Annotated in this window: 18 protein-coding genes and 1 tRNA gene; 3 read left to right on the top strand and 16 right to left on the bottom strand. The window is 38.5% G+C overall.

The features are described from left to right. Nucleotides 1-2 precede the first annotated feature (2 nt). Nucleotides 3-728, top strand: coding sequence for a pseudouridine synthase (locus NYE79_RS07250; protein WP_049520936.1), 726 nt, complete (start codon nucleotides 3-5; stop codon nucleotides 726-728). A 40-nt stretch (nucleotides 729-768) separates the two neighbouring features. Here NYE79_RS07250 and NYE79_RS07255 read toward each other — a convergent pair whose 3' ends face one another. The 3 genes from NYE79_RS07255 to NYE79_RS07265 form a co-directional block, all read right to left on the bottom strand. Continuing rightward, on the bottom strand, nucleotides 769-1,002 hold the full coding sequence (locus NYE79_RS07255) for a DUF4190 domain-containing protein (RefSeq protein ID WP_339293658.1): 234 nt from the start codon (nucleotides 1,000-1,002) through the stop codon (nucleotides 769-771). 86 nt (nucleotides 1,003-1,088) lie between these two features. After that, nucleotides 1,089-1,469: a rhodanese-like domain-containing protein gene (locus tag NYE79_RS07260; protein WP_339293659.1), complete on the bottom strand. Its 381-nt coding sequence runs from the start codon at nucleotides 1,467-1,469 to the stop codon at nucleotides 1,089-1,091. Next, nucleotides 1,466-1,699 carry a YqgQ family protein gene (locus NYE79_RS07265; protein WP_061587734.1) on the bottom strand — a complete coding sequence of 78 codons (234 nt, stop codon included), beginning with the start codon at nucleotides 1,697-1,699 and terminating at the stop codon, nucleotides 1,466-1,468. Before NYE79_RS07265 ends, NYE79_RS07260 begins: the two co-directional genes overlap by 4 nt. Nucleotides 1,700-1,801: 102 nt before the next feature. On the opposite strand from NYE79_RS07265, the gene NYE79_RS07270 reads away from it, so the two are divergent. Further along, complete coding sequence (locus NYE79_RS07270) at nucleotides 1,802-2,710, top strand: LysR family transcriptional regulator (protein WP_001222584.1); 909 nt, start codon at nucleotides 1,802-1,804, stop codon at nucleotides 2,708-2,710. A 44-nt stretch (nucleotides 2,711-2,754) separates the two neighbouring features. Continuing rightward, complete coding sequence (locus NYE79_RS07275) at nucleotides 2,755-4,554, top strand: N-acetylmuramoyl-L-alanine amidase (protein WP_339293660.1); 1,800 nt, start codon at nucleotides 2,755-2,757, stop codon at nucleotides 4,552-4,554. A gap of 28 nt (nucleotides 4,555-4,582) precedes the next feature. Here NYE79_RS07275 and NYE79_RS07280 read toward each other — a convergent pair whose 3' ends face one another. The 13 genes from NYE79_RS07280 to vex2 form a co-directional block, all read right to left on the bottom strand. Continuing rightward, nucleotides 4,583-4,900, bottom strand: a complete 318-nt coding sequence (locus tag NYE79_RS07280) for a hypothetical protein (protein ID WP_042902605.1) — start codon at nucleotides 4,898-4,900, stop codon at nucleotides 4,583-4,585. Between the two features lie 226 nt (nucleotides 4,901-5,126). Next, nucleotides 5,127-5,996 carry a DUF6287 domain-containing protein gene (locus NYE79_RS07285; RefSeq protein WP_049518940.1) on the bottom strand — a complete coding sequence of 290 codons (870 nt, stop codon included), beginning with the start codon at nucleotides 5,994-5,996 and terminating at the stop codon, nucleotides 5,127-5,129. Nucleotides 5,997-6,290: 294 nt separating this feature from the next. Further along, nucleotides 6,291-6,363 (bottom strand) — tRNA-Thr (locus NYE79_RS07290). Between the two features lie 224 nt (nucleotides 6,364-6,587). After that, nucleotides 6,588-13,076 carry a S8 family serine peptidase gene (locus tag NYE79_RS07295; protein WP_049518939.1) on the bottom strand — a complete coding sequence of 2,163 codons (6,489 nt, stop codon included), beginning with the start codon at nucleotides 13,074-13,076 and terminating at the stop codon, nucleotides 6,588-6,590. A gap of 430 nt (nucleotides 13,077-13,506) precedes the next feature. Beyond that, nucleotides 13,507-14,292, bottom strand: coding sequence for an ABC transporter permease (locus NYE79_RS07300; protein ID WP_049479566.1), 786 nt, complete (start codon nucleotides 14,290-14,292; stop codon nucleotides 13,507-13,509). 1 nt (nucleotide 14,293) lies between these two features. Beyond that, nucleotides 14,294-15,112: an ABC-2 family transporter protein gene (locus tag NYE79_RS07305; RefSeq protein ID WP_049518938.1), complete on the bottom strand. Its 819-nt coding sequence runs from the start codon at nucleotides 15,110-15,112 to the stop codon at nucleotides 14,294-14,296. 1 nt (nucleotide 15,113) lies between these two features. Further along, entirely contained in the window at nucleotides 15,114-16,106 is a 993-nt protein-coding gene (locus NYE79_RS07310; RefSeq protein WP_049518937.1) for an ATP-binding cassette domain-containing protein, read from the bottom strand. A gap of 370 nt (nucleotides 16,107-16,476) precedes the next feature. Continuing rightward, nucleotides 16,477-17,409 carry an alpha/beta hydrolase gene (locus NYE79_RS07315; RefSeq protein WP_268721649.1) on the bottom strand — a complete coding sequence of 311 codons (933 nt, stop codon included), beginning with the start codon at nucleotides 17,407-17,409 and terminating at the stop codon, nucleotides 16,477-16,479. 129 nt (nucleotides 17,410-17,538) lie between these two features. Continuing rightward, nucleotides 17,539-18,420 (bottom strand): class II fructose-bisphosphate aldolase, encoded by an 882-nt coding sequence (locus NYE79_RS07320; RefSeq protein ID WP_001018995.1) that lies wholly within the window; start codon nucleotides 18,418-18,420, stop codon nucleotides 17,539-17,541. Between the two features lie 139 nt (nucleotides 18,421-18,559). Next, nucleotides 18,560-19,888, bottom strand: coding sequence for a sensor histidine kinase VncS (gene vncS, locus NYE79_RS07325; RefSeq protein ID WP_049518935.1), 1,329 nt, complete (start codon nucleotides 19,886-19,888; stop codon nucleotides 18,560-18,562). Then, nucleotides 19,885-20,541, bottom strand: coding sequence for a response regulator transcription factor VncR (vncR, locus tag NYE79_RS07330; protein ID WP_049518934.1), 657 nt, complete (start codon nucleotides 20,539-20,541; stop codon nucleotides 19,885-19,887). The genes vncS and vncR overlap by 4 nt, the downstream gene beginning before the upstream one ends. Nucleotides 20,542-20,681: 140 nt before the next feature. Continuing rightward, on the bottom strand, nucleotides 20,682-22,061 hold the full coding sequence (gene vex3, locus NYE79_RS07335; RefSeq protein WP_042902562.1) for an ABC transporter permease subunit Vex3: 1,380 nt from the start codon (nucleotides 22,059-22,061) through the stop codon (nucleotides 20,682-20,684). Nucleotides 22,062-22,111: 50 nt separating this feature from the next. Next, a complete protein-coding gene (gene vex2, locus NYE79_RS07340) occupies nucleotides 22,112-22,759 on the bottom strand; it encodes an ABC transporter ATP-binding subunit Vex2 (protein WP_000173737.1) in 648 nt (215 codons plus the stop codon). Between the last annotated feature and the right edge of the window lie 10 nt (nucleotides 22,760-22,769).

A 22,769-nucleotide genomic window follows, 5' to 3' on the forward strand; every position in this document is an offset into this window, starting at 1 on the left:
GTATGCGTTTAGATAGATTATTAGCCCAAGAAAAGGTCAGTCGCAAGGCTATGAAACAGGCTCTATTAAAAAAAGAAATCCTAGTCGACGATAGTCCAGCTCGCTCCCTCGCTCAAAATGTCGATACAGGATTGCAAAAACTAGTCTTTCAAGGAAGGCAAATCCAAGGATATGAGCACATCTACCTCATGCTTCATAAACCAAACGGAGTTGTTACAGCCAGCAAGGATAAGAAACTGCCAACCGTCATGGACCTGCTTCCGCCTGACATCCAGTCTGACAAGCTCTACGCGATAGGTAGGCTAGACCGCGATACGACAGGACTGCTCCTTTTGACAGACAATGGACCTCTTGGCTTTCAACTCCTCCATCCTCAATATCATGTGGATAAAACTTACCAAGTCAAGGTTAATGGACTGCTCACACCAAACCATATCCATAAATTTAAAGATGGGATTGTCTTTTTAGATGGAACCATCTGCAAACCTGCCAAACTAGAAATTCTATCCGCAAGTCCAACAGAGAGCCATGCCTCCATCACCATTTCAGAAGGGAAGTTTCATCAGGTTAAGAAGATGTTTCTCTCAGTTGGTGTCAAGGTGACTGCCCTAAAACGAGTCCAATTCGGTGACTTTACATTAGACCCAGAACTAGCAGAAGGGCAATACCGTCCCTTGAATCCAGAGGAATCGGAAATCATTAAAAACTATTTAGAGATGAGTCGATAAAACAAAAAAGCTTTATATTTAAAGCTTTTTTGTTTTTTGCTTATCTAAAAACTATTGCGATTGCTAGAATCCAGTTAAAAACAGAAACTACAAGTCCTACGATATTGAGAATTTTTTCTGTTTTATAGTCCAGTCCAGATTCTTTTTGGTATGAAAAAGCCAAGACCAATCCTATGATCCCCAAAATCAGACCCACTATTGGCGATAGCAAACCAAGGACGATAGATAAGATACCTAAAATAAGTGAAGGTTTTTTCTTTTGTTTTGAATTCATATTATAAAATCTCCTTAAAATTAATATAAATGATGATACCATAAAATGCAAGCTTTATCTATCATTCGACAGTTTTTAACAGAATGTTAGCTAGTCTTGACTTTCCCGTTCCAAGAATCCAATCCATAAGAAAGGATATAAATCTCAGAAAAACCTTGTTTTTTCAAATAAAGTGCTGCATTGGTCACTCCTTGTCCGCGTTGGTTTTCATAGAGAAGGACAGGTTTATCCTTACGAAGGGCTGCAAGGCTTGACTTCAACTGATTTGAAGGAATATTGCGAGCTCCGAGGATATGTTTTCTGTGAAATTCTGCTGGTTCACGGACGTCAATCAATTGCCCTTTCCGAATCAAGGCTTCAAATTCTGCATTATCCACAATCTTAGCCGCACGACGAATACGAAGGTAGTTATACCCCATCCATGCCGCCATCGCCAATACAATTCCCCAAACAATCCAAATTGTCATAAGTTCTTCTCTCCATTTTTCTCTATGTAGTCTAATTCTATCTTGTGCTCTCTACGAAGAACAGCTTCCGCCTCTAGATAGTCTAGCTTGTCCATCAGACCTGCATCATAGATCCGAGAGAGTTCGAGCTTCATCAGTTCAATATCATACAAGCGCTTCCCCATGTAAACAATAATACCAAACTGTTTGAGAAATTGCTGCACATCATAGAATGTTTTCATAGCTTCCATTTTAGCAGATTCTAGACTTTTTTTCAATACTGGACAAGCTCTTTCCCCCTATTTTCTTCGTCTTCATTGCCCATTCTTCCGCAAGTATGGTACAATAAAAACATGAGAATTCAACAACTACACTATATTATCAAAATCGTCGAAACTGGCTCTATGAATGAGGCAGCCAAGCAACTCTTTATCACTCAACCCAGTCTCTCTAATGCTGTTCGAGACTTGGAAAATGAAATGGGCATTGAAATCTTTATCCGCAATCCCAAGGGCATTACCTTGACTCGTGATGGGATGGAGTTTCTCTCCTATGCCCGTCAAGTTGTCGAGCAAACTCAGCTTCTGGAGGAACGCTATAAAAATCCTGTCGCCCACCGCGAACTTTTCAGCGTTTCCTCTCAGCACTATGCTTTTGTAGTTAATGCCTTTGTCTCTCTGCTCAAGAAAAGTGATATGGAAAAATACGAGCTCTTCCTTCGTGAAACTCGGACTTGGGAGATTATCGATGACGTCAAGAACTTCCGTAGTGAGGTCGGTGTCCTCTTTTTGAATAGCTACAACCGCGATGTTTTAACGAAAATGCTAGATGACAATCACCTCTTAGCCCACCACCTCTTTACCGCTCAACCCCATATCTTTGTTAGCAAGACCAATCCTCTAGCTAAAAAAGACAAGGTCAAACTGGCTGATTTAGAAGATTTTCCTTACCTCAGTTACGACCAGGGGACGCACAACTCCTTCTACTTTTCAGAGGAGATTCTTTCACAAGAGCACCACAAGAAATCCATCGTAGTCAGTGACCGTGCCACCCTCTTTAATCTTTTGATTGGTTTGGATGGTTACACCATTGCAACAGGGATATTGAACAGCAACCTCAACGGAGACAATATCGTTTCCATTCCACTGGACATTGACGACCCGATTGAACTAGTCTATATCCAGCATGAAAAAACCAGCCTGTCTAAGATGGGCGAACGCTTTATCGAATACTTACTAGAAGAAGTTCAATTCGATAATTAATAGGAAAAATGAAAAAGAGAAAAGAAAAAGTTAGGAAATAAAAAGTGAAAAAGATACTACTGACCAGTGCTTTAATCCTTTCAATCGCAGGATTAGCACCCGCATCCGTCTTAGGAGAAGAAAACACTACTCAATCCACATCTGCTGTCAAGGAAGCAATTGCCAAAGAAGAAAAGAAGGAATCGAGTGTTGAGGAAAACTCTAAATCAGAAGTTCTTCCGAAAGTAAATGTGCAAGAAGACAAGCCCAAAAAAGAAGGATGGTACCAAGAAAATCACCACTGGCGTTTTTACCAAGATGATAAACCTGCTTTGAACTGGAAACAAATCCAAGGCAAATGGTACTACTTCGATCAAGATGGTAATCGTCTTCATTCTACTATCTACAAAGGTTATGCCTTTGACCAAGATGGTGTCATGATAGAAAATAGCTGGACCAAACTGGACAATCAATGGTACTATGCTGATCCTTCTGGACGACTAGCTCTGAACACTTGGAAAAAAATCAATGGTTCTTGGTACTATTTTGACCAAACTGGAAGCATGCTCAGCAACACTGCCGTTGACGGCTATCTGCTCACAAAAAGCGGGGCTATGGCGGAAAAGGGCTGGACAAAATTAGATCAAATTTGGTACTATGTCGCTCCTTCTGGAAAGATCTCGCAGGATAAATGGGAGAAAATCAACGGTTCTTGGTATTACTTTGACAAAGACGGTGGAATGCTGAGTGCGACAACCTTCAAGGGCTACCTCTTCAACCAGAGAGGAGCTATGGCAGAAAACAACTGGGTCAAAATCAAGGATACTTGGTTCTATGCGAACGGGTCAGGGAGATATGTCCAAGAAAACTGGCAAAAGATTCAAGGTTCCTGGTACTCATTTGACCAGAATGGTGGGATGCTAGCAGACAAATGGAAAGAAAGCTACTACCTTAAAACCAGTGGAGCCATGGCGGAGAATGAGTGGATCTTCGATAAAGCCTACAAGAGCTGGTTCTATCTAAAAGCGGATGGTCGTTATGCAAATCAGGAGTGGATTGGAGCATACTACCTCAAGTCAGGTGGTTACATGGCAAAGAGCGAATGGATTTACGATAACTCTGACAAAGCACGCTACTACCTAGATGATAATGGACATTATGTTTCAGGAACTTACAAGATAGACGGTAAGGAACACCTGTTCCAAAAATACGGCCAATGGATTTCTGAAGTTTCAACTGAAGGTGGATTTGTAAAAGGCCAATACAGCAATACCATTTTCCTAGATCCTGGGCATGGTGGTCGAGATTCAGGTGCCTTTTACTACAATGTAGCTGAAAAAGATCTCAACATGCAGATTTACCGTAAGCTTCGTACTAAGTTAGAAGAACTAGGCTACAAGGTCCTCACTTCTCGTGATAGTGATATTGACGTTGATTTTGTTACCGAACGTTCTCGTATGGTTAATAAGACCAACTCTGATATTTTTATCAGTATTCACTTCAACGCTACTGGTAATACCTACTCAAAAGCGAGCGGTATTCAAACCTACTCCTATAGCGATGAACCTGATTATCCAAGTAAGATTAATAAATACTGGCACAATCACCCTGATCGTATGAGTGAAAGCAAACGCCTCGCCGCTGCCATCCACTCCTCTCTTCTAGCAGAAACAGGAGCCAAGGATGCTGGCCTGTTGGAGAGCAGCTATGCCGTACTACGCGAAACCGCCAAACCAGCCGTTCTCCTAGAGCTTGGATATATGGATAATTTCTCCGAAAACCAACAAATCAGAGATAGCCACTACCAAGACAAACTGGTCGCAGGCATCGTAAAGGGGATCCAAAAATATTACGCTGGTCGATAAAAAAAGTCTCGAGAAATCTCGAGACTTTTTATTTATCTTCTTTTTTATCCTTATCAGGAAAGAGGTAGCCAATTCCTACACAAGCTAGCACACCAGCACCAATCACCAAACCACTTGAAATTGGCAAAAGATCAAAAATAGCATTTGCGATGATAAAGGCAATGATCAAGCACATCAGACTAGCCTTGTAATCTTTTTTCAAAAAGTTTTCTAGTGTGAAATAGAGGAACAATCCTACCGGAATGAGTGACCAGAGGTTGACATCCAAACTTGGCCATCCAACAGAACCGAAATACAATACTAGCGCTGCTGCTACTAAAAATACAAGTCCTAATAATTTTTTCATTTTTTTGTCTCCATTTTCTTTTTTAGGTTCTTGAGTTGTCTGATACTGACCCCTCACGCCCCTTACATGAACCATTATAGCAGAGGAATTTTTCAAGAACAAGCCCTTTTGCCTATCTGGTCAATATCTCTGTCTAAGTGGTTGAATATTTGTAACAAAAGAAAAAGAAGCACTAATGGGCTTCTTGATTCTGCCGATTGTAACAATATTTTTGAACGAATACCATCTAGTTTTTCTTTTCCTTTGGCTCTAGAGAAGATTTGATTGATTCACGGTCTGCTTGTAGTTGAGCTAAGTTCTTTTCTGCTTCCTCAAGTTTACTGGTATCTGGTTTCACACGATAATAAACATTTTCTGGTTTCATTAACATAGACCCATAATCTTGTCCTGAAAGTAGTCTTTCCTCAGTATGATTGCTTTTATCCGTAATCTTTCCGTCATCAGCAGGTTGCATAACGACTCCACTTGGCACAGCTACTATTACAAATCCTCCAGCAACAGAATCTTTTACCCATGCACTGATAGACGCTGTCTCAGGGTTACGATTATCTTGTCCTTTTGATACCTTTAATCCAACTACAGATTCGTACTTTTGATCATTTGTAAACCAAGTCGCACGTACTTCTCCAGAATCATTAATAATGTATTCATTACCAGATTGACTACGCCAAGTACCTTCTAAACTAGACAAGTCATTGTTCTTAATTGCTTCAATATCTAATTTTGGAACAGCAGTTTCTTTCTTGAACTTGCTAACAAATGCTTCTGCTTCCGTAATTTTGGTATCTAAAGCAGTCAGTTGATCCTTGAGTTTCTGAATTTCCTCTTGTTTATCCTTATCAGTCTCATCTGTCTTTCCTTGGCTTGTAGACGATTGACTTGTTGACTCTGTAGTTGAAACAGCAGACGATGCTTGATTTGACTCTTTCTTTACAATCAGAAAATATGAGAAAATACTTACCAAGATAAGAGTGACTAAAACAGCGAGTGCTATGCCAATATAGATTTTTATTTTTTTATTTGGAGTCAACTTTGATTCTGACCGCTTACGTCCGTTAATCTCTTCAAATTGTCTTTCCCGTTCTTTCTTATTCATAATTTTCTCCTTTTTGATTTATATTCAGCCTAGCTTGCTAGACTTCATTCGTTATTATCCACGGATTTTTATAATTTTTAGAAAATCTATGCAAAAAATTCTAGAATGATTAACAGCCTATAGTCCTCTAAAACGGAACGAAAACAAGTGCTTATTAAAATATATTATACCACAAAATATAAATTTTAGTTTTAATTTATAAGTAGGAGTTTCTGACGTTAAATAGAACCTATCTCAAACGTTCCACCTTTCCTATATTTACAAAAAAAGAAGCCCGTTTGGACTTCTTGATTCTGCCGATTGCAGGGCTTGAACCTGTGACCTACGCGTTACGAGTGCGTTGCTCTACCAACTGAGCTAAATCGGCGATTACCCTTTTAGTATAGCACTCTGAGAATAGATGTCAAGAAATTTTTATCTCCATTAGAAAAAGCCTGTCCTGAGACAAGGCTTTTACATATATCTCTATTAAATCTCCCATTTTCATAGAAATCTAAATAATATATTTATAAATCAATACTTTCACAAAACTATGTCATCACCTCACTATCTAATCTCAGTACATAAACCATTTTTTCTATAGCTTTTGTCTTAATCTTTATTTTTTCTCTTCAATCCAAGAAAAGCTCCTACTATAAACATGATTCCGGCAGCTAATAGTGTCTGGGCTCCGCTTGCTGTTCCGGTTTTTGGCAACTCATTAGGATTGTTACTAGTTGATTTACTATTGATGTTGGTATTTTTATTAGTTAAGTTTCCTTGTTCATTTAGATAAATGTTCTTGTTAATTTCAAAGTTTTTATCATTTTCATCAGAAACAATACTGTTGACATCATTAGTTGAATTAGATTGTGTTTTTTCTTTCTTTTTCGATACATCAAAAGTAGGTTTATTTTCCTCCTCCTTTTTCTCCTCTATTTTCTTGAATACAGGTTTTATAAAGGTATCTTTTGATAGATTAAGAACATAGCCAGCGTCTTTTTTCCCTTCGAAACCAGAAATTTCCCAACCATCAAATTGGTATCCTTTTTCTAATTCACCCATATAGACAGGTAACATAAAATCTTCTTCCGACACTATCGTTGAACTCATTTCTTTTCCATTTTGAATTGTCACAGTCACCGTATGAGGTTTTAATTCGCTTACCTCTCCCGTATCTTTGTTTAAAATGAATTCTTTTACGGTTGTATTTCTTGCGAAATCTTTTACAACAATCTTAATGTTTAGTGTCTTATCTGTTAGTTGTTTAATATCATCAAATGATTTGTATTCTTTTCCATTAACATAAATATGTTGTTCTTGAATCTCACCATCGAATCCATTATTTCTTTTATCATTGATGTTAAAGACTACAGATTTTCCATTAGCATATTCGATACTAGTATTTCCTTTTGGATCAATCTTTACTTCTGGTTTGACATTATCATATAAAAATTGATAATGTACTCCAACCGCTTTCGCATTCAAATCGCTATAGCCAGTTTGAAGATAAACATTTCCATCCATATCTGTTACCTTATCTGGGAATCCGTTTGCTTTATAGTCTTTCATCCCCCAGTCCATGATGTCACCGTCTTTAACATTAAGCTTAATGTTAAAATCTCTAGTGTTATCAATGTGTAAATCTCCGTAGATTAAATAATTATCTACAACCGATTCATTAACTCTCAACTCCCAGTTAAAACCACCCTTATCAGAAATCTTACCTCTTAAATAAAATTCTGGATTTCGTACATAAATTTTATTAGTTTTAGATGGATTAAAGTAGTTCTTGTCCATTGAAAGATTTACTGGTTTTGCATCAATAAATAACGTAGAGCCATCTTCTTTTATAGCTTCTACATTGGACTTATCCTCTCCTGTGTACTCTTTACCATCCTTACCAAATAATACAAGTTTAGAAGGATCTGTCACAAGATTTCCATCGTTATCGATTGCCTCCCCTTTATCATTCATTTTAAATGTAAACACTTGATACCTTACAATGTTAAAGCCGTCCAAAGCCGACATTAATACTGATTGAGTACTTCTTCCATCTTCAACATTTCTACTATCAGCATAAATTGTTGTTTCTGATAAAACTCTTAGATTAGGATTGGCCTTTTGGATTTTTGCTATATCTTCCTTGTTATAGACTCCATTCCCTTCTAACATATCCGTTTTTCCAGGATTATAGGTAGTCACTTTTAGTGCATAGCCTTTTCTCAGAATGATGTTATCCTTTAATAGATATTGTTGTTTTTCTGAATCAGAATAGATTTTACCAGATTCCATGTCCGTTAAATTATTTGGTTTATTTTTTGAAAGATCTCCTTCTCCTAATTCTATTACATTCCCATAACTTGATGCATACGGATATTCTGCTTTAGTTTCCTTATTTTTTTCAGGCATTCTAATTTTAGTTTCAGCTTTTATCTGACCATCATCTTTGACAAAAAACCTCATATCTCCTGCAAAAGCTAATCCATCCACAATATCATTAATATTAGCGTATAAATCAAATGTCATCGTTTTTGAATGGGAATCATACTTGGTCGTTTTGATTTCTATCGATTTATAGTTATTTCCATAGTATACCTTGGCATTTTTAGAAACATTACTGATCTTTCCAAGAATTTCAAAGTGTCCATCTTTAGATGGGTTTAGAATGCCATAAATTTTTGATTTGATTTCATCAAGTTTTTCAGTTTCATATTCTAAGGCACTACCATCGTCATAAGCAATGATATTTCCCTTATCATCGTATTTATAATCGTATTCCTCTATTCTCTTACCAGTTTCACTTGTAAAGTCATCAACTTCTCTAAATTTCTTTTTAATGAGTTTCTTTAAATCTTTGCTTTCAAAGTCTCTAATTGTTGAAATTGTTTTATGAATAGTCAAGCTAGATTTTTCTTCGGTAGCCTCTTCATTTTCTTGATGATGTTCTACTTCAGTTGTATCTTTTTTAAGACTATCCTCTTTTCTATTTTCTAAATTTTTAAATTTAGATTCGGAAATCTCGCCAAGCTTTTGGTATTTAGATGAATCTTGATCAGGATCTACTAGATAATAGGAAATCATCCCATTTTTATCAGCATGATCAGCAAATTTAATTCTATGAATCTTTGTGAAATTGCTAGAACCGTCTAATGCAATCACTTCAATGATTTTTCCTCTTAAATCTCCTGCACCTTTAATTTCATAAATGGTATTTCCGTCTTTGTCAAGTTTTCTATTTCGTCCTTGACCCTCACCTGCATAAGTGACTTCAAGATTTTTCTCAACCTCTCCATCTTCATTAACAAGAGCGGCCCCAGCATACCAAACTTCGTTGGCAATCTCGTCAAATTTTTCAGGATGTTCTTTTTGATCTCTCGCAAATAGCGTTTCATTCTTATATTGCTCTTTGACCTTGTGATAAGTATCCTTTGTAATTAACTTAATTTTTCCAGGGTTTGAAAAATCAATTGAAACAATCTTTGGAGGGGTGTTATCAATTTTTACAGGAATATAGGAAACCTGCCATGGGTAATCCTTGGTTAATCTATATTTAAATTTATAGAAATATTGGCCTTCCGCAATCGGTTCAAATTGTCCTCGTATCTTAGTAGCAGGATCTTTTTTGTCATTACTTTCTGGGGCATTTTCTTCTCTACCTCTAGGGTTATAAATGAGTCCATCCCATTTCAAGTCACCCCAAACTTTTAGCTTAGAAGATTTAATGCCCTTTGCATCATTTCTTTTAGAGTTTAAAATTCCTTTAATAAAGTGTTCTCTCGAAATGACTTTTAAGTCTTTTTGATTTTCTCCTTCTTTATTTGTATTTACTATTGAAATCACCCCTTCTTCTGCACTTCTTAATACAAGTGGAGAAGGCGTTAATCCTCTCTCAAGTTGAGCATCTTGAGGATTTCCATTTGAATCTAAAGGATAGATTTTAGCAATATTAGAGCCACTTGATGAAGGTGCGTTGATTCCTTCGTTATTGAAAGCAAATAATTCTGGATTTTGATCTAGGGATGTTGTATTTTTATCTTTTCTATTTTGGATAACTCCTGCTGGATTAAATTTATCTATACCATGTTCTCCACCAATCCCCTTATTTAAGGTACCTGGAATTTTTGGTTTACCATCATCATCATAACCTTCCATTGCTTTTGATTTTGATCCTTCTTCCCAGGCCCATTTATCAAGGATTGGTTCGTGGTTCCAATTCCCAGCAAATCCCATTAGAGGCATCGACAAAGAAGGTTGGAAGTTTCTTTTCTTACCGTTGGAGTTTAGAGCTTCCATTTCTTCCACTGACTCAAAATGAATAAATGATTCTACAAATTTATTTTTGTTTTTAGCTTCTCCAACATTTATAACCGCATTTAAATCAAAGCTGGAATTTGGACCTATAGTGAAAGTATCATGCTCAAATGTGATATTTGCTCCTTTGACTTTTTCTGGGTGAATTTCTGGAACAATTTGCTTCCCGTCCGGAGATTTTTCATCTTTATATGTTTCATCGAGTTTTAGCCTATCAGTTAGAGCATCTGTAGTTACAGTTGATGCAGAAACTTTAAAGGTTAAAGGTCTGTTTGAGGTATTGTGAAGCTTAATTGTAAAGTATTTTTTATCACCTTTTATTTCTTTAAGAGAAATGGAACCATATGAATTTACCAAACCTTTAGAATCTGTATTTTTGAAAGTTGCTACAACTTCATTTCTCAAAGCGTTGGCAACATTAATTAGCCCCGCTCCCTGCTGTCTAGGTGATGCAAAGTATTGACTCTTTTCTTTCCAAGAGGTTGCATCCATCATAGGTCTTGCAGTATTTTGTAGAGCTATTTTTGTAAGACTTGTAAGGTCTATTTTGTCATCTCCCTTAAGATTTTTCAAGACAGGTCTTTCAAGCAATTCCTTTAATTTTGGTCGAATCAAAACAGTAGAAGCTGCTACGATTGGAGTTGCCATACTAGTTCCTGACATATAACCATAAGTGGATTTACCATTGATAACATTTAGAGTGGATTTAATATTTTTACCAGGTGCTGAAACATCCGGTTTTAAAAGCAAGTCTGTTCTTGGCCCCCAAGATGTAGACCCTGCTGGGACTATAATATCTTCTTTATAAAGTTCTTTGTCTGTGTCAGCTGCAAATTTAAAGTCAATTTCTTTTTCATCACCTACATTCGGTTTATTAGAATTATAGCTTTCCATATCAATTGGATAGTATTGTTCTAAGTTATCTTTAAAATCTTCCTTATTATTTCTTTTGACTTCAGTTTTTTTATCAGGGTTAATCATGTTCCATAATTTTACACCATCATCTCCTGAAATTGAAAATACTTGACTAGTAGTCCCTTCATCCGCTTCATATCCCATAGCTGGAAGGTCTGTCCAATTATCTCTATTGTAGTAATTTACAGTATTTACAACCATAATGGCACGTGCGCCTTTATCCGTTGCTCTTTTAAAAGCATCTTTTAAATCCTTGGTATAAATTCTATCCATTACTGCAATTTTGCCCTTAAGATCCAAGCCTATCAAATCTTTGTCTTGACCTTTGCCTATATATACAAATTTTAATTTATTTGGAGTTTTTGACCCATCCTCATTTGTTAGGATTTTATTTTTATCGAAAAAAGCTCCTATATTTCTGTATTTAAAACTTTGTCCTCCAATGTTAACCTTATCAAACTCAATGGTTTGATTTTTAGCAGAAGCGACCGCTATCGCATCTTCATGTGCGGCAGTTCGTGTTACATTTCCAGTATCTGTCATTTTCAGATTATTATTCGCTACTAAATCCCAAGAAGAACTTGAAGCAGAAGTCGCAAAATTACCTGTAGCAACAACCATTGGGATTCCAGCTTTTCTTAATGCTCTAATAGCCTCCCAATATTTCTCGCCTACAAGACCTGTTCCCGTAAAGCCAGATGATACCGAAACAACATCGACATTGTGTTTGATCGAATCTTCAATAGCATGAAACATTGTTTCATCACCCGCGAACCCAGATCCTGCGTCAGAGTACATTTTATAAGAGAAAATTTGTGCATTAGGCGCAATTCCATCTATGCCATTAAAGTTCTTGATATCTTTTTCAGTATCATTTCCAGCAAGAATCCCTGCAATATGCATCCCATGTGGGTCAAAATAATCCCTACCATCATCATATTTCTCTACAGTGATTTTACCACCATTATAATAATTGAACGCATGAGGGATTTTATCACTCAACCAATAATTTTTATCAGTGCCTTTTAAATCTTCTTTTTTAAATTTCATTGAGTCTTTGGCATCATCATCGATCCTCATAGCCTTATGCCTATAATCTGTTCCAGTATCGATATTTGAAATGACCATACCTCTACCATCAAAATTTTTCCCAAATGGAGCATTAATAGACTTTAGGTAATCAATAGCTTCCTCAACTCCAATTTCCTTTCTGGCATGATTCATCATTGGTTGGACTTTTTGTGATCGTTCAACCGACGAAACACCTTCCATTTGTTTAATTTTGTCCAAATTATCTGGAGTTGTTTCAATGGCAGCGCCATTAAAAATCGTATTATAGGTATATAAAACTTTTGTATCCTCAAGATTGGATAGTTCCTTAATTACTTTTTCTCCAGATTCTTTATCTTTAAATTCAGCAATATAGACAAGTTTATCTTCTTTTTTAGGATTTTCTGTATCTTTATTTACAAATGAGTTCGCATCATCTCCTTTGGATTGATTGGAGTCTTCTTTGATACTTGCTCCTTCGTTACTAGTTTTTTTGTCTATCTTAGGCTTTCTACTAACAACTTCTTTTTCCTCAATAACTGTTGTCTTCTTCTCCTCAGTATCCTTTGAAGTTTCTATAACATTATGAATATCTTCAGATTGTTCATTGTTTTCTGTTTCTTTATCTGCTACTACTTTTTCTTTACCAGAAATTTTTAAAGCATCTTCAGAACTAGGTGCATCTGCTACTACTTTTTCTTTATCAGAAATTCTTAAAGCATCTTCAGAACTAGGTGCATCTGCTAAAATTACCTCATTGGGGGCATATGCTGCTAAAATAACTGCAGCAGTAGTTAATGACAATACCGTACTTTTTTTCATTATAATTCCTTCATTTTTTATTTTAAACCCAATAGATAGAAAACTTTAACTTTGCTAGCCTTTGTTATAAAAAGTTTTATGACGTATTATCTAGTGGGATAGAGTAGTACATTTATATATAATTGTTAGCTCTCTGAAAAATAGTATATCAATTAAAAAAATTTAAGTCAAGAAAAATTAACCCAGGTTAATTTTTTTTTTAATCCATGTTAACAAATAGATTAGTCAATAAATATTATAGTTAACTGGGTACAATATAAACTCATTCCTCCCATCAAAAATAGTAGCAATCAACTGGAATAATTACCAAAATCGCAAAAAGGGGTATGGATAGAATTTATGCCTTAATAAACATGCAAAAACAACCGCTATAATTTTCAACGGTTGTTTGTAACATATTTAATGTTTAAATCTCATCCTATTTTATATCTTACGAACCCGCACTTTCGTAAGCGTCCAAGCCCCTGTCCCAGAGTTTTAAAGAAATAACAAAGAAAACAAGGGAAATCAACATCAAACCACCGATGTTAAAGAGCCCGTCTTTGTCCTGCAAGAAATAGCTGGCAGGATAGTAGGCCGTAAAGGCGAAAGGCACGATAAAGCTAATCAACCAACGAAGAAGCGAATTGTAAATGGAAATCGGATACTTGGCAAAATCATTAAACATATAGAAAATATAAATCATGGCACCTGACTGCTTGGTCCAAAAAGCGATGCTGGCAGTCGCGATTTTCAAGGAAGTATAGATCAAGGTCGCAAAAGGAATACAGACTAGAAAAATCAGGAATTTTGGAAGAGTCCAACCAATGCTAGACACTGTGGTCGCTAACAAAATACCACCGACCAATAGTTCGCCCAAGGCATCAATCTGAAAGGTCTCAACGAGGATGTGAAAGAGCGGATTGATAGGACGCGTCAGGTACTTGTCAAACTCTCCCTTTCTCACCAATCGTTGCCCCAGTGCCCAGAGATTGTCAAAAAAGAGATGGTCCAGTCCCTTGGGAATCAAGGAAAATCCATAGATAAAAGCGATTTCTTGAAAAGTCCAACCTTCTAGCGAGGGGATGTGTTGAAAGAGCACATTGAGAAACAAGAGGTTCAAGCCTTGAGTCAGAAAAACTCCTAGCACACCAACCACAAAATCAACCTTGTATTCCATGATTTGCTTGATGTATTGTCTGATAAAAATCAGATGCATGCGTTGATATTTTTTCATACTAACCTCCTTGAATGGTGATAAAGGACTGGACTCGTTTCCAAATCAACTGAGACAAGCCCACCATCACTAAGAGCCAGAAAAACTGCAAAGCGAATGCCTGAAGAATCTGACTGGCATCGTATTTCCCAACAATGATCATAACTGGAGTATAAATTAAAGATGAAAAAGGCAAGAAGGACAGAATATCTGAAACCACCTTGGGAAAGAAAGCCAAGGGAATTAAACTCCCAGACATAAAAGCCACTATGGAAGTCTTGAGTAGATTGGAACCCCATAGATTTTTAAAGACAAAGGCTGAAAATCCAAAGCAGATATTAAAGAAAAAGTTGATTAGGTAGGCTAGGGCTAAGCTAAAGAGATAAAGGACAGTTAAGCCCAGCACTTCTACAATACCTTGCCCAGATAAGATTTTCATCAAGACAATAACACTTAAAAATGGCAATCCAACAGAGATAAAAATCAACCACTTAGATCCAAGCTCTGTGAAGAGATAAGAGGTCGCAAAATGCACTGGTCGCAACAAGCGCATGATAATGGAACCATCCTTGACCTCCTCCCCAATCATGAAGGAAGAATCTGACTTGGTCAACAGATTGGTCACAAAACTCATGATGATGTAGAGGGTGATATCTGCCATACTAAAGCCTTGAATCAAGGACTCTTGCGAGGAATCAAAGACTGCCTTCCAGAGATAAAAGGCCACAAAAGCCCCCATGACATCGCCAATCCGATAGAGAAGAAAATTGACTCGATAGCTAATCAACTCCTGAATCCCTGCATTGATAAAGGGTTTATAACGTCTCCAAAATTTGACCATCTTAGAGCTCCTTTCGGTAGAAGCGACGGATAATATCCTCAATATCCGTATCCTCCATTTTCAAATCACGGATTTCAAAATCAGACAGGGTTTGCTTGATAATATCAGCCGACTGGTAGCGGGAACTATCAAATTCAATATTAAGGCTATTTCCTTGTCTATCAATGGTCATATCAGGCAAGCCTTCATAGTGAGAAGCGAGATGACTTTGACCTGGCACCAGTTCAAAGGAAAGAGTCTTCATCTTGCCAAAGGTTTCCTTGAGCTGACTCACCGTTCCATCAAAAATCTCCTGCCCCTTGTCAATCATGAAAATCCGATCACAGAGCTGCTCAATATCACTCAAGTCATGAGTGGTCAAGAGGATGGTTGTTTCTTCCTCCTGATTGATCTGGGTAATAGCGCGACGAATGTTATCCTTGACCGAAACGTCCAAACCAATGGTCGGCTCATCTAAAAAGAGAACTTTGGGATTGTGGAGCAAGGAAGCCGCAATATCTGCCCGCATCCGTTGGCCAAGTGAAAGAGTGCGCACGGGGTCTTTGATAAAGTCCTTCAAATCCAAGACCTCATTTAAAAAGTCCATGCGCTTGTGAAAGAGCGAGTCTGGCACATCGTAAATCTCCTTCAAAACCGTGTAGGTCTCTTGCAGAGCCAAATCCCACCATAGCTGGGTACGTTGTCCGAAAACGACTCCAATATCCTTGACATAATCTTGGCGATTATCCTGCGGAATCTTGCCGTTAATCCGACAAAAACCAGATGTCGGTTTCAAAATCCCTGTTAGCATTTTGATGGTTGTCGACTTCCCAGCACCATTTGCCCCGATAAAACCTAAAATCTGCCCCTTGGGAACTTCAAAAGTCAAATCCTTGACCGCTTCAAAGGTCTGTTTTTCAGGATGAATAAAGGAGCGCAAAGCTCCCTTCAAGCCCGGTTCCTTTACTGTCTTCACAAAATTTTTCTGAAGATGTTCCACTTCTATCATTGCCATGTCTATCTCCCTGTCGCAAGGAATAGCAACATTGTATTTTTGGCTACAAATATTCTAAATCCTTGCTTTCTACACCTTCTCAATATTATTACAGAAGGATTTATACCAACCTATTATAGTCCAATAAAAACTAGAATGCAAGCGTTTGCCTATAGATTATGAAATTAGAGATTTCTCTCTTAAAATCATACTTTTAAACAAAAATTCTGGTTTAGTAGTTTACTTAAAACATCAAAAAAAGCCTGCCCGATGGGCAGGGTTTTTGGTAAGAAAAAGAATTTTTTTAATCGAAAAAATTCACGATTCTACTGTTAATCTTTCAGCATTTAATTATTGTCATCTGTCTAAAATTAAAATGATCTCTAAACCATCAATTACTCTTTAAAAAATCTTCAATCTGAGAAACTATTTCATGACTTTGATAATGATAGAGGTCGTGAGGCGCATCCATATAGACGACTTGAACATTAGACTGGTCGCTTGCAAATCTCTCTGCATAACGTTGCCATTCTGATTGGCTAAAACTGGTGCCTTCGCCGTTAGATACCAGTAATAAGGTGGGAATTTTCGGATTGATGCTAGAGGGAACTTTCTTAGCATTTTCCTTTACCGTTTGAGATTCATAAAGCATGGCTTGTGACATCAACTGCTTATAAGCTAGAAGTTTATATTGTTTTCGTTCATTTTCGGTCAGAGTTTGATTTTTTATATAAAAAGACTCAGGTAAATAGCGTAATAAACCAATCTTGCTACTCCAATATGCCACAGTGAGCAAGGCCTGATTATCCTTTAAATTCTCATAACTTGACGGCAGTGCCCAATCCAGACCAATCAAGGCTTTCACTTCATCAGGATACTTCTCCTGCCAAGCCAAACTCTCTAGACTAGCCATGGAATGAGACAGAATGATAAACGGCCCTGTGATATTTGCTTGGGAAAGAGCTTGGCGAGTCTCAGACAAAACCTCCATCACATCTCTTGAATGATTGCTATCATCACTATAACCATATCCCGCCCTCTCCACGATAACTAGCTTATACTGTTTCGATAAGGATTCCGATACTTCTTTAAAATCCAATATAGGAGAAGCAATACCAGCACCTGAGATAACTACTATAGTCTCAGGTCCTTCACCTTGAACATAAACATTCATTTGATGACCATTGACAAGAACTTGCTGTCCCACAGGTGTTAGTGAGGCTTGTTCCTTTTCCAAACTGATACGGTGAAAGATGAATGTAGCGAGTAAAAACAAAAGAAGCAAACTAATGAAGCCAAAACACCATTTTTTCAGTTTTTTCATAGCATTATTGTACAAAAATTAGAATCTTTTAGCAACTTAAGATTGGTTCTTCTACAGTATATTGGCTATATATTCACAAACCAAAAAACCCACCCAATGGGCAGGTTCTGTATGTATTGTTCAGCTAGATTAAGCTTTACCTTCTGAACCGAATACGTCGATACGTTCTTCAACTGATGCTTGGATAGCTTTTACACCGTCAGCCAAGAATTTACGTGGGTCGAAGAGTTTTTTCTTGTCGTATTCTGCTTCGTTTGCTTCATAGTCACGAGCAAATTTACGAGTTGCGTTAGCGAATGCGATTTGACATTCAGTGTTAACGTTAACTTTCGCAACACCAAGTTTGATCGCTGCTTGGATTTGGTCATCAGGAATACCTGAACCACCGTGCAATACGATTGGGAAGCCTGGAAGAGCTTCTGTCAATTTCTTCAAGTGGTCAAGGTCAAGACCTTCCCAGTTTGCTGGGTAAGGACCGTGGATGTTACCGATACCAGCTGCCAAGAAGTCGATACCAGTTGCAACCATTGCTTTAGCGTCTTCGATTGGAGCCAATTCACCTTTACCGATGATACCGTCTTCTTCACCACCGATAGTACCAACTTCAGCTTCTACTGAGATACCTTTAGCGTGTGCTTTTTCAACAACGTCTTTAGCCAATTTAAGGTTTTCTTCAACTGGAAGGTGTGAACCGTCAAACATGATTGAAGTGTAACCAACTTCGATACACTCAAGTGCATCTTCGTAGTGACCGTGGTCAAGATGGATAGCTACTGGTACAGTGATACCCATTGACTCAACAAGGTTAGCGATCAAGTTGCGAGCAACTTTGTAACCACCCATGTATTTAGCAGCACCCATTGAAGTTTGGATCAAAACTGGAGCTTTTTTAGCTTCTGCTGCACGCAAGATAGCTTGAGTCCACTCAAGGTTGTTTGTGTTAAATCCACCAACTGCATAACCGTTGTCACGAGCTGCTTGGACAAATTTTTCTGCTGAAACGATTGCCATTTGTCAGGCCTCCTATATATTTTTTGGGACATCCCATTTACATTGTTCATTTTATCACTTTTTGATAAAAAAAGCTAGTTTTTCCCATACTTTAGATTGAATTTCTTCTCATCCAATCAATGTAACCCCTTTCTTCTCCTTAGTCCAGAGTGACTTTGGGATAACGTATGAAGAAGGTCAATCGATCACCCTGGATCTCAAAATGATAAGGTAATTTCTCATGTTCTAATAAACTTTTGACCACAAAGATCCCCATCCCCGAACCCTTGGCCTTGCGACTAGCATTGTCAGAAAAAGACTGGGCCAATTTTTCTTGTTCCTCAGGACTACAGCTATTCTCGATATAGAGCTCCCCTTCTCTTTCACCAATTCGAACCAAGCTGCCTGGAGTGGAGTGCTTGATAGCATTGCTGATGAGATTCGATAATATCAGTTTCATGACAGATGGGTTTATGTAAGCTTGCTGACGGGTTAGGCTAATGTCCACCTGAAGTTCTCTCTCCTTGGCGAGCAAAGCATAATCATTAACCAGACTTTGCGTCATCTGAAGAAGGTCGACCTCTTCTTTCTCGTCTCGCAATTCCTGAACAGAAGAAAGAGACAGTATCTGGAGAACGTGGTGGCTGAGGTCATCCACAATCCCCAAGGCAACTCCAAGATAGTGGTCTCTATCCTTATAACGGCCGACATTTTCTTTCATATTTTCGATTAGGATTTTCAAGCTAGCTAGTGGAGTTTTCAATTCATGAGAAGCCCCTCGTAGGAACTCAACCTTCATCTTCTCCAGCTGGAGAATAGCTTCATTCTTGTCATGCAAGTCCGCAATGACAGTCAAAAGATGCTGGTAAAGGCTATTGATTTGTTCCTTGAGATCACCAATCTCATCCTTAGAATCCACGCGCAATCGCACTTGGGCATCCAAATCCATCATCCGACGGGTCACCCGCTTGATTTCCAAAATCGGGGCAACAATGGTACGAGCATAGATGTAGGCCACCAAGAGGGAAATCAGAAAGGATGCTAGCAAGGTATAAGGAAGAAATTGGAGACTGATCTGCTCTGCTTCCTTTTGCAAGTCCATGGACGCTAAAAACTGGAGAGTCATGGTGCTACCATCTTGCGTTTTCACCTCACGCTCCTCGATAAAGAGGGAAGTGGTCTGGCGATCCGTGTCCAGAGGAAGGTTGTCCTTGACTTCTAACTTGTCTTCGGTCATCTCTCCCTTGACAGCCCCTTTGATATCACTGCTCTGGGAATACAAGTCCAACACTTGCTCGATGCTTTGCCTATCTTTTCCGTCTAGGGATTGGGCAATGGCTGTCGCTTTCTGACCAATGGTTTCCTGACGATGACTCAGATAAGTTGACGGAAAGAGAAAATAAATAGCTAAATGAAGACAAATAACCAGAACACTAAAAATCGAGAAGGTATAGATAAATATCTTTGTAAATAAACCTGTTCGTTTCATTTTCGCTCCAATTTATAACCAACATTGCGCACTGTGAGGATACAATCCAAGTCTAGCTTTTTCCGCAGTTCCTTGATGTAAACATCAATGACACGGTCAAAGGGAACCTCATCTGTCACCTTCCAGACGGCATCAATAATCTGAGAGCGGGTCAAGACTCGTCCTTCATTTTTTACCAGATAGTCCAAAATTTCCAACTCTTTGGCATTAATGGCCACTTCTTGACCTGCGAGGCTTGCACTGTAACTCTCAAAGTCCACCTTGGTGTCCTTATAGGAGAAGACTCGTCCTGTATCGTAGTAGCGCTTGAAAATCGCGTCTACCCTCACTTTTAAGAGGGAGAGGGAGAAGGGTTTTTCCAGATAGCCGTCTGCTAGAGAAGCAAAAGCACTCATCTTGTATTCTTCATCCTGAAAGGCTGTCAGCATCAAAACAGGAACCTGACTGGTCTTACGAATCTCCGCTAGGACTTCTAAACCATTGAGCTTGGGCATCTGGATATCCAGTAAAACTAGTGCTACTTCATAGCTGGAAAATTGTTCTAGGGCTTCCTCGCCGTCCGCAGCCTGAATGGTCTCATAACCACAATCTGTCAAATAGTCACTGATTCCCTCACGAATCATCTCTTCATCTTCTACAATTAAAATTTTCATAGAAAAACCTTTCACATTTCTTTAATTTTCTTTTAAATCATCCCTGTTTCATCCTGAAAGGAAAGGCTTTAGGGAGATGAAATACATAAAAATGCTACCTATATTATACCCCATTTAGGGGAGAATAGGTAGCAAGTTTTTTATTCGCTATCGAGCAAGAGTTCTTTTGGTTGTTTTCTGAGGAGATTGCTTGAAGCAAGCGCCATAACGAGAACCACTAGAACCAAGGCAAGGACAAAGACGATGATAAAGTCTGATGTCTGAATGGAAATGTCTAGGCTCGACAAGGTCTTGCTAAAGCCATCTACTTCTGCACCACCACCAAGGTTAGAGGCTTGAGCTGCCTTGCTGGCTTGCTTGGCAACACCTGAAGTCACATTGGCAAGAACAGTATTTCCGATGGCACGAGCTGTGTAGTTGGCTAGGAAGTAAGCAGAAACGAGAGCAGGAATAGCAATCAAGATTGATTCTGTGATAAATTGACCCAAGATACTTGCCTGCTTGAGACCGATAGAGAGGAGAATTCCCACTTCCTTGCGACGGGCATTGATCCAAAGACTGAGCAAGAGTGCAAGGAGAAGAACTGAGAAGCTCAAGCTACCCCAGAAGAGGAGGTTGGCCATCTTGTACATACCAGAGATGGATTGCTCTAGAGCTGGGTAGTTAGAGGAGCTCTTCACAAGTGTGTAGCTCTTCCAGTTGATACCGCTGATACCATTCAACTCTTTCATGACGTCATCCAAGTTCTTGTCTGCTGTTACAAAGAAGGTTGCGTCCCCATAAATAGCTGTGTCTTCTGTATATCCATAAAGTTTTGCAGCAGTGTGAATGTCTGTGATAGCTGTGTTTTCATAGAGTTCTTGTGAGTAGGTTACTGCTGACTTATTGTGACCATCAAAGAGTCCCTTGATTGTCACTTCGACTGTTTCCTTGGCCCCTTTTTCATTGTCTGCATCATAGACATTAGAGTCCAATTTGACCTTATCTCCGACTTTCCAGCCATGTTTGGCTGCCAAATCCTTGTGCATGAGAATCTTGTCTTTGTCGTCGTTGGTTAGGTGCTCACCTTCAACCAGCTTATATGAGCCAGAGACAAACTTGTCTTCTTTAGAGGAGTCATTGACACCTGTAATCATCAAGCTGCTTCCAAACCGTTTGGCACGGTCAGCAGTGAGATTTTTCTTGGTTTCTGGCGTTTCGATGAGGTCGTATCCAGTCAAATCTCCGATAGCGTTGATGCGTTTAACATAAGACTCGATGGCCTTATTTTCGGTGATTTTTTTGATATCCTCACCCTTGATATTCCCAGAACCACGTGGCGTTCCTTGATTGACGCGACGATTGATTTGCATGGAGAAGCTATTGGTGATATTTTTAAAGGTCTCCTGAGAAGCCTTGGCAGTAGCTCCCTTAATCGACAAGCCGACCAAACTCAAGCTCGCCATGAGGAGAATAATCAGGAAGATAACAATCGATTTGAAAAACTTCCTTGTAACATAGGCAAATGCGTTGTGTAACATAGGTTCCCTTTCTAGATTTGATTTCATAATTCTATCAAAACAAACTCATCTTATTTTGTAGTATTGCGAGTTTCAGTCAGTTTCTTGTCCTTCAATTCAAGTGTAATATCTGACGCTTGTGCCACTTCTTTACTGTGGGTGACGACGATCACACATTTACCTGTTTTCTGGGCAAGTGATTTGAGCAGTTCGATAATATCTCCAGCAGTTTTAGGGTCCAGATTTCCTGTTGGCTCATCAGCTAGAATAACTGGAGCTTCTGAGACTAAACTGCGAGCGATGGCTACACGTTGCTGTTGACCACCTGATAACTGGAGAACGTTCCGCTTGATCTGACTTTCATCCAAACCAAGCTCAAGAAGTGTATCCTTGCTTGCTTTTTTGTTGACCAAGCGGATATTTTCCAGCGGAGAAAGATAATCTATCAAGTTATAATTTTGAAAGACCAGGGAAATATGGTGCATGCGATGGTAAGAATACCCCTTATTCCGAATGTCCTCTCCTTGGAAAAGGATAGAACCTTCAACAGGACTATCTAGACCAGCAAGGAGGGACAAGAGAGTGGATTTCCCTGCTCCTGACTCACCAATGATACTATAAAATTTTCCGGGTTCAAAATTATACTTGATCTGATATAAAACTGCTTCAGCAGTGTTCTTATAACGGTAGGTAACATCTTGCAATTGTAATAAAGTCATGATTTCTCCT

This window comes from Streptococcus sp. FSL W8-0197 (assembly GCF_037963785.1).
Taxonomy (GTDB): Bacteria; Bacillota; Bacilli; order Lactobacillales; family Streptococcaceae; genus Streptococcus; species Streptococcus oralis_CQ.

What these genes read in the sequence shown, in the direction of transcription:
- NYE79_RS07250 (WP_049520936.1), top strand. Translation starts at nt 3, where the DNA reads ATGCGTTTAGATAGATTATTAGCCCAAGAAAAGGTCAGTCGCAAGGCT.
- NYE79_RS07255 (WP_339293658.1), bottom strand. Translation starts at nt 1,002, where the DNA reads ATGAATTCAAAACAAAAGAAAAAACCTTCACTTATTTTAGGTATCTTA.
- NYE79_RS07260 (WP_339293659.1), bottom strand. Translation starts at nt 1,469, where the DNA reads ATGACAATTTGGATTGTTTGGGGAATTGTATTGGCGATGGCGGCATGG.
- NYE79_RS07265 (WP_061587734.1), bottom strand. Translation starts at nt 1,699, where the DNA reads ATGGAAGCTATGAAAACATTCTATGATGTGCAGCAATTTCTCAAACAG.
- NYE79_RS07270 (WP_001222584.1), top strand. Translation starts at nt 1,802, where the DNA reads ATGAGAATTCAACAACTACACTATATTATCAAAATCGTCGAAACTGGC.
- NYE79_RS07280 (WP_042902605.1), bottom strand. Translation starts at nt 4,900, where the DNA reads ATGAAAAAATTATTAGGACTTGTATTTTTAGTAGCAGCAGCGCTAGTA.
- NYE79_RS07285 (WP_049518940.1), bottom strand. Translation starts at nt 5,996, where the DNA reads ATGAATAAGAAAGAACGGGAAAGACAATTTGAAGAGATTAACGGACGT.
- NYE79_RS07295 (WP_049518939.1), bottom strand. Translation starts at nt 13,076, where the DNA reads ATGAAAAAAAGTACGGTATTGTCATTAACTACTGCTGCAGTTATTTTA.
- NYE79_RS07300 (WP_049479566.1), bottom strand. Translation starts at nt 14,292, where the DNA reads ATGAAAAAATATCAACGCATGCATCTGATTTTTATCAGACAATACATC.
- NYE79_RS07305 (WP_049518938.1), bottom strand. Translation starts at nt 15,112, where the DNA reads ATGGTCAAATTTTGGAGACGTTATAAACCCTTTATCAATGCAGGGATT.
- NYE79_RS07310 (WP_049518937.1), bottom strand. Translation starts at nt 16,106, where the DNA reads ATGGCAATGATAGAAGTGGAACATCTTCAGAAAAATTTTGTGAAGACA.
- NYE79_RS07315 (WP_268721649.1), bottom strand. Translation starts at nt 17,409, where the DNA reads ATGAAAAAACTGAAAAAATGGTGTTTTGGCTTCATTAGTTTGCTTCTT.
- NYE79_RS07320 (WP_001018995.1), bottom strand. Translation starts at nt 18,420, where the DNA reads ATGGCAATCGTTTCAGCAGAAAAATTTGTCCAAGCAGCTCGTGACAAC.
- vncS (WP_049518935.1), bottom strand. Translation starts at nt 19,888, where the DNA reads ATGAAACGAACAGGTTTATTTACAAAGATATTTATCTATACCTTCTCG.
- vncR (WP_049518934.1), bottom strand. Translation starts at nt 20,541, where the DNA reads ATGAAAATTTTAATTGTAGAAGATGAAGAGATGATTCGTGAGGGAATC.
- vex3 (WP_042902562.1), bottom strand. Translation starts at nt 22,061, where the DNA reads ATGTTACACAACGCATTTGCCTATGTTACAAGGAAGTTTTTCAAATCG.
- vex2 (WP_000173737.1), bottom strand. Translation starts at nt 22,759, where the DNA reads ATGACTTTATTACAATTGCAAGATGTTACCTACCGTTATAAGAACACT.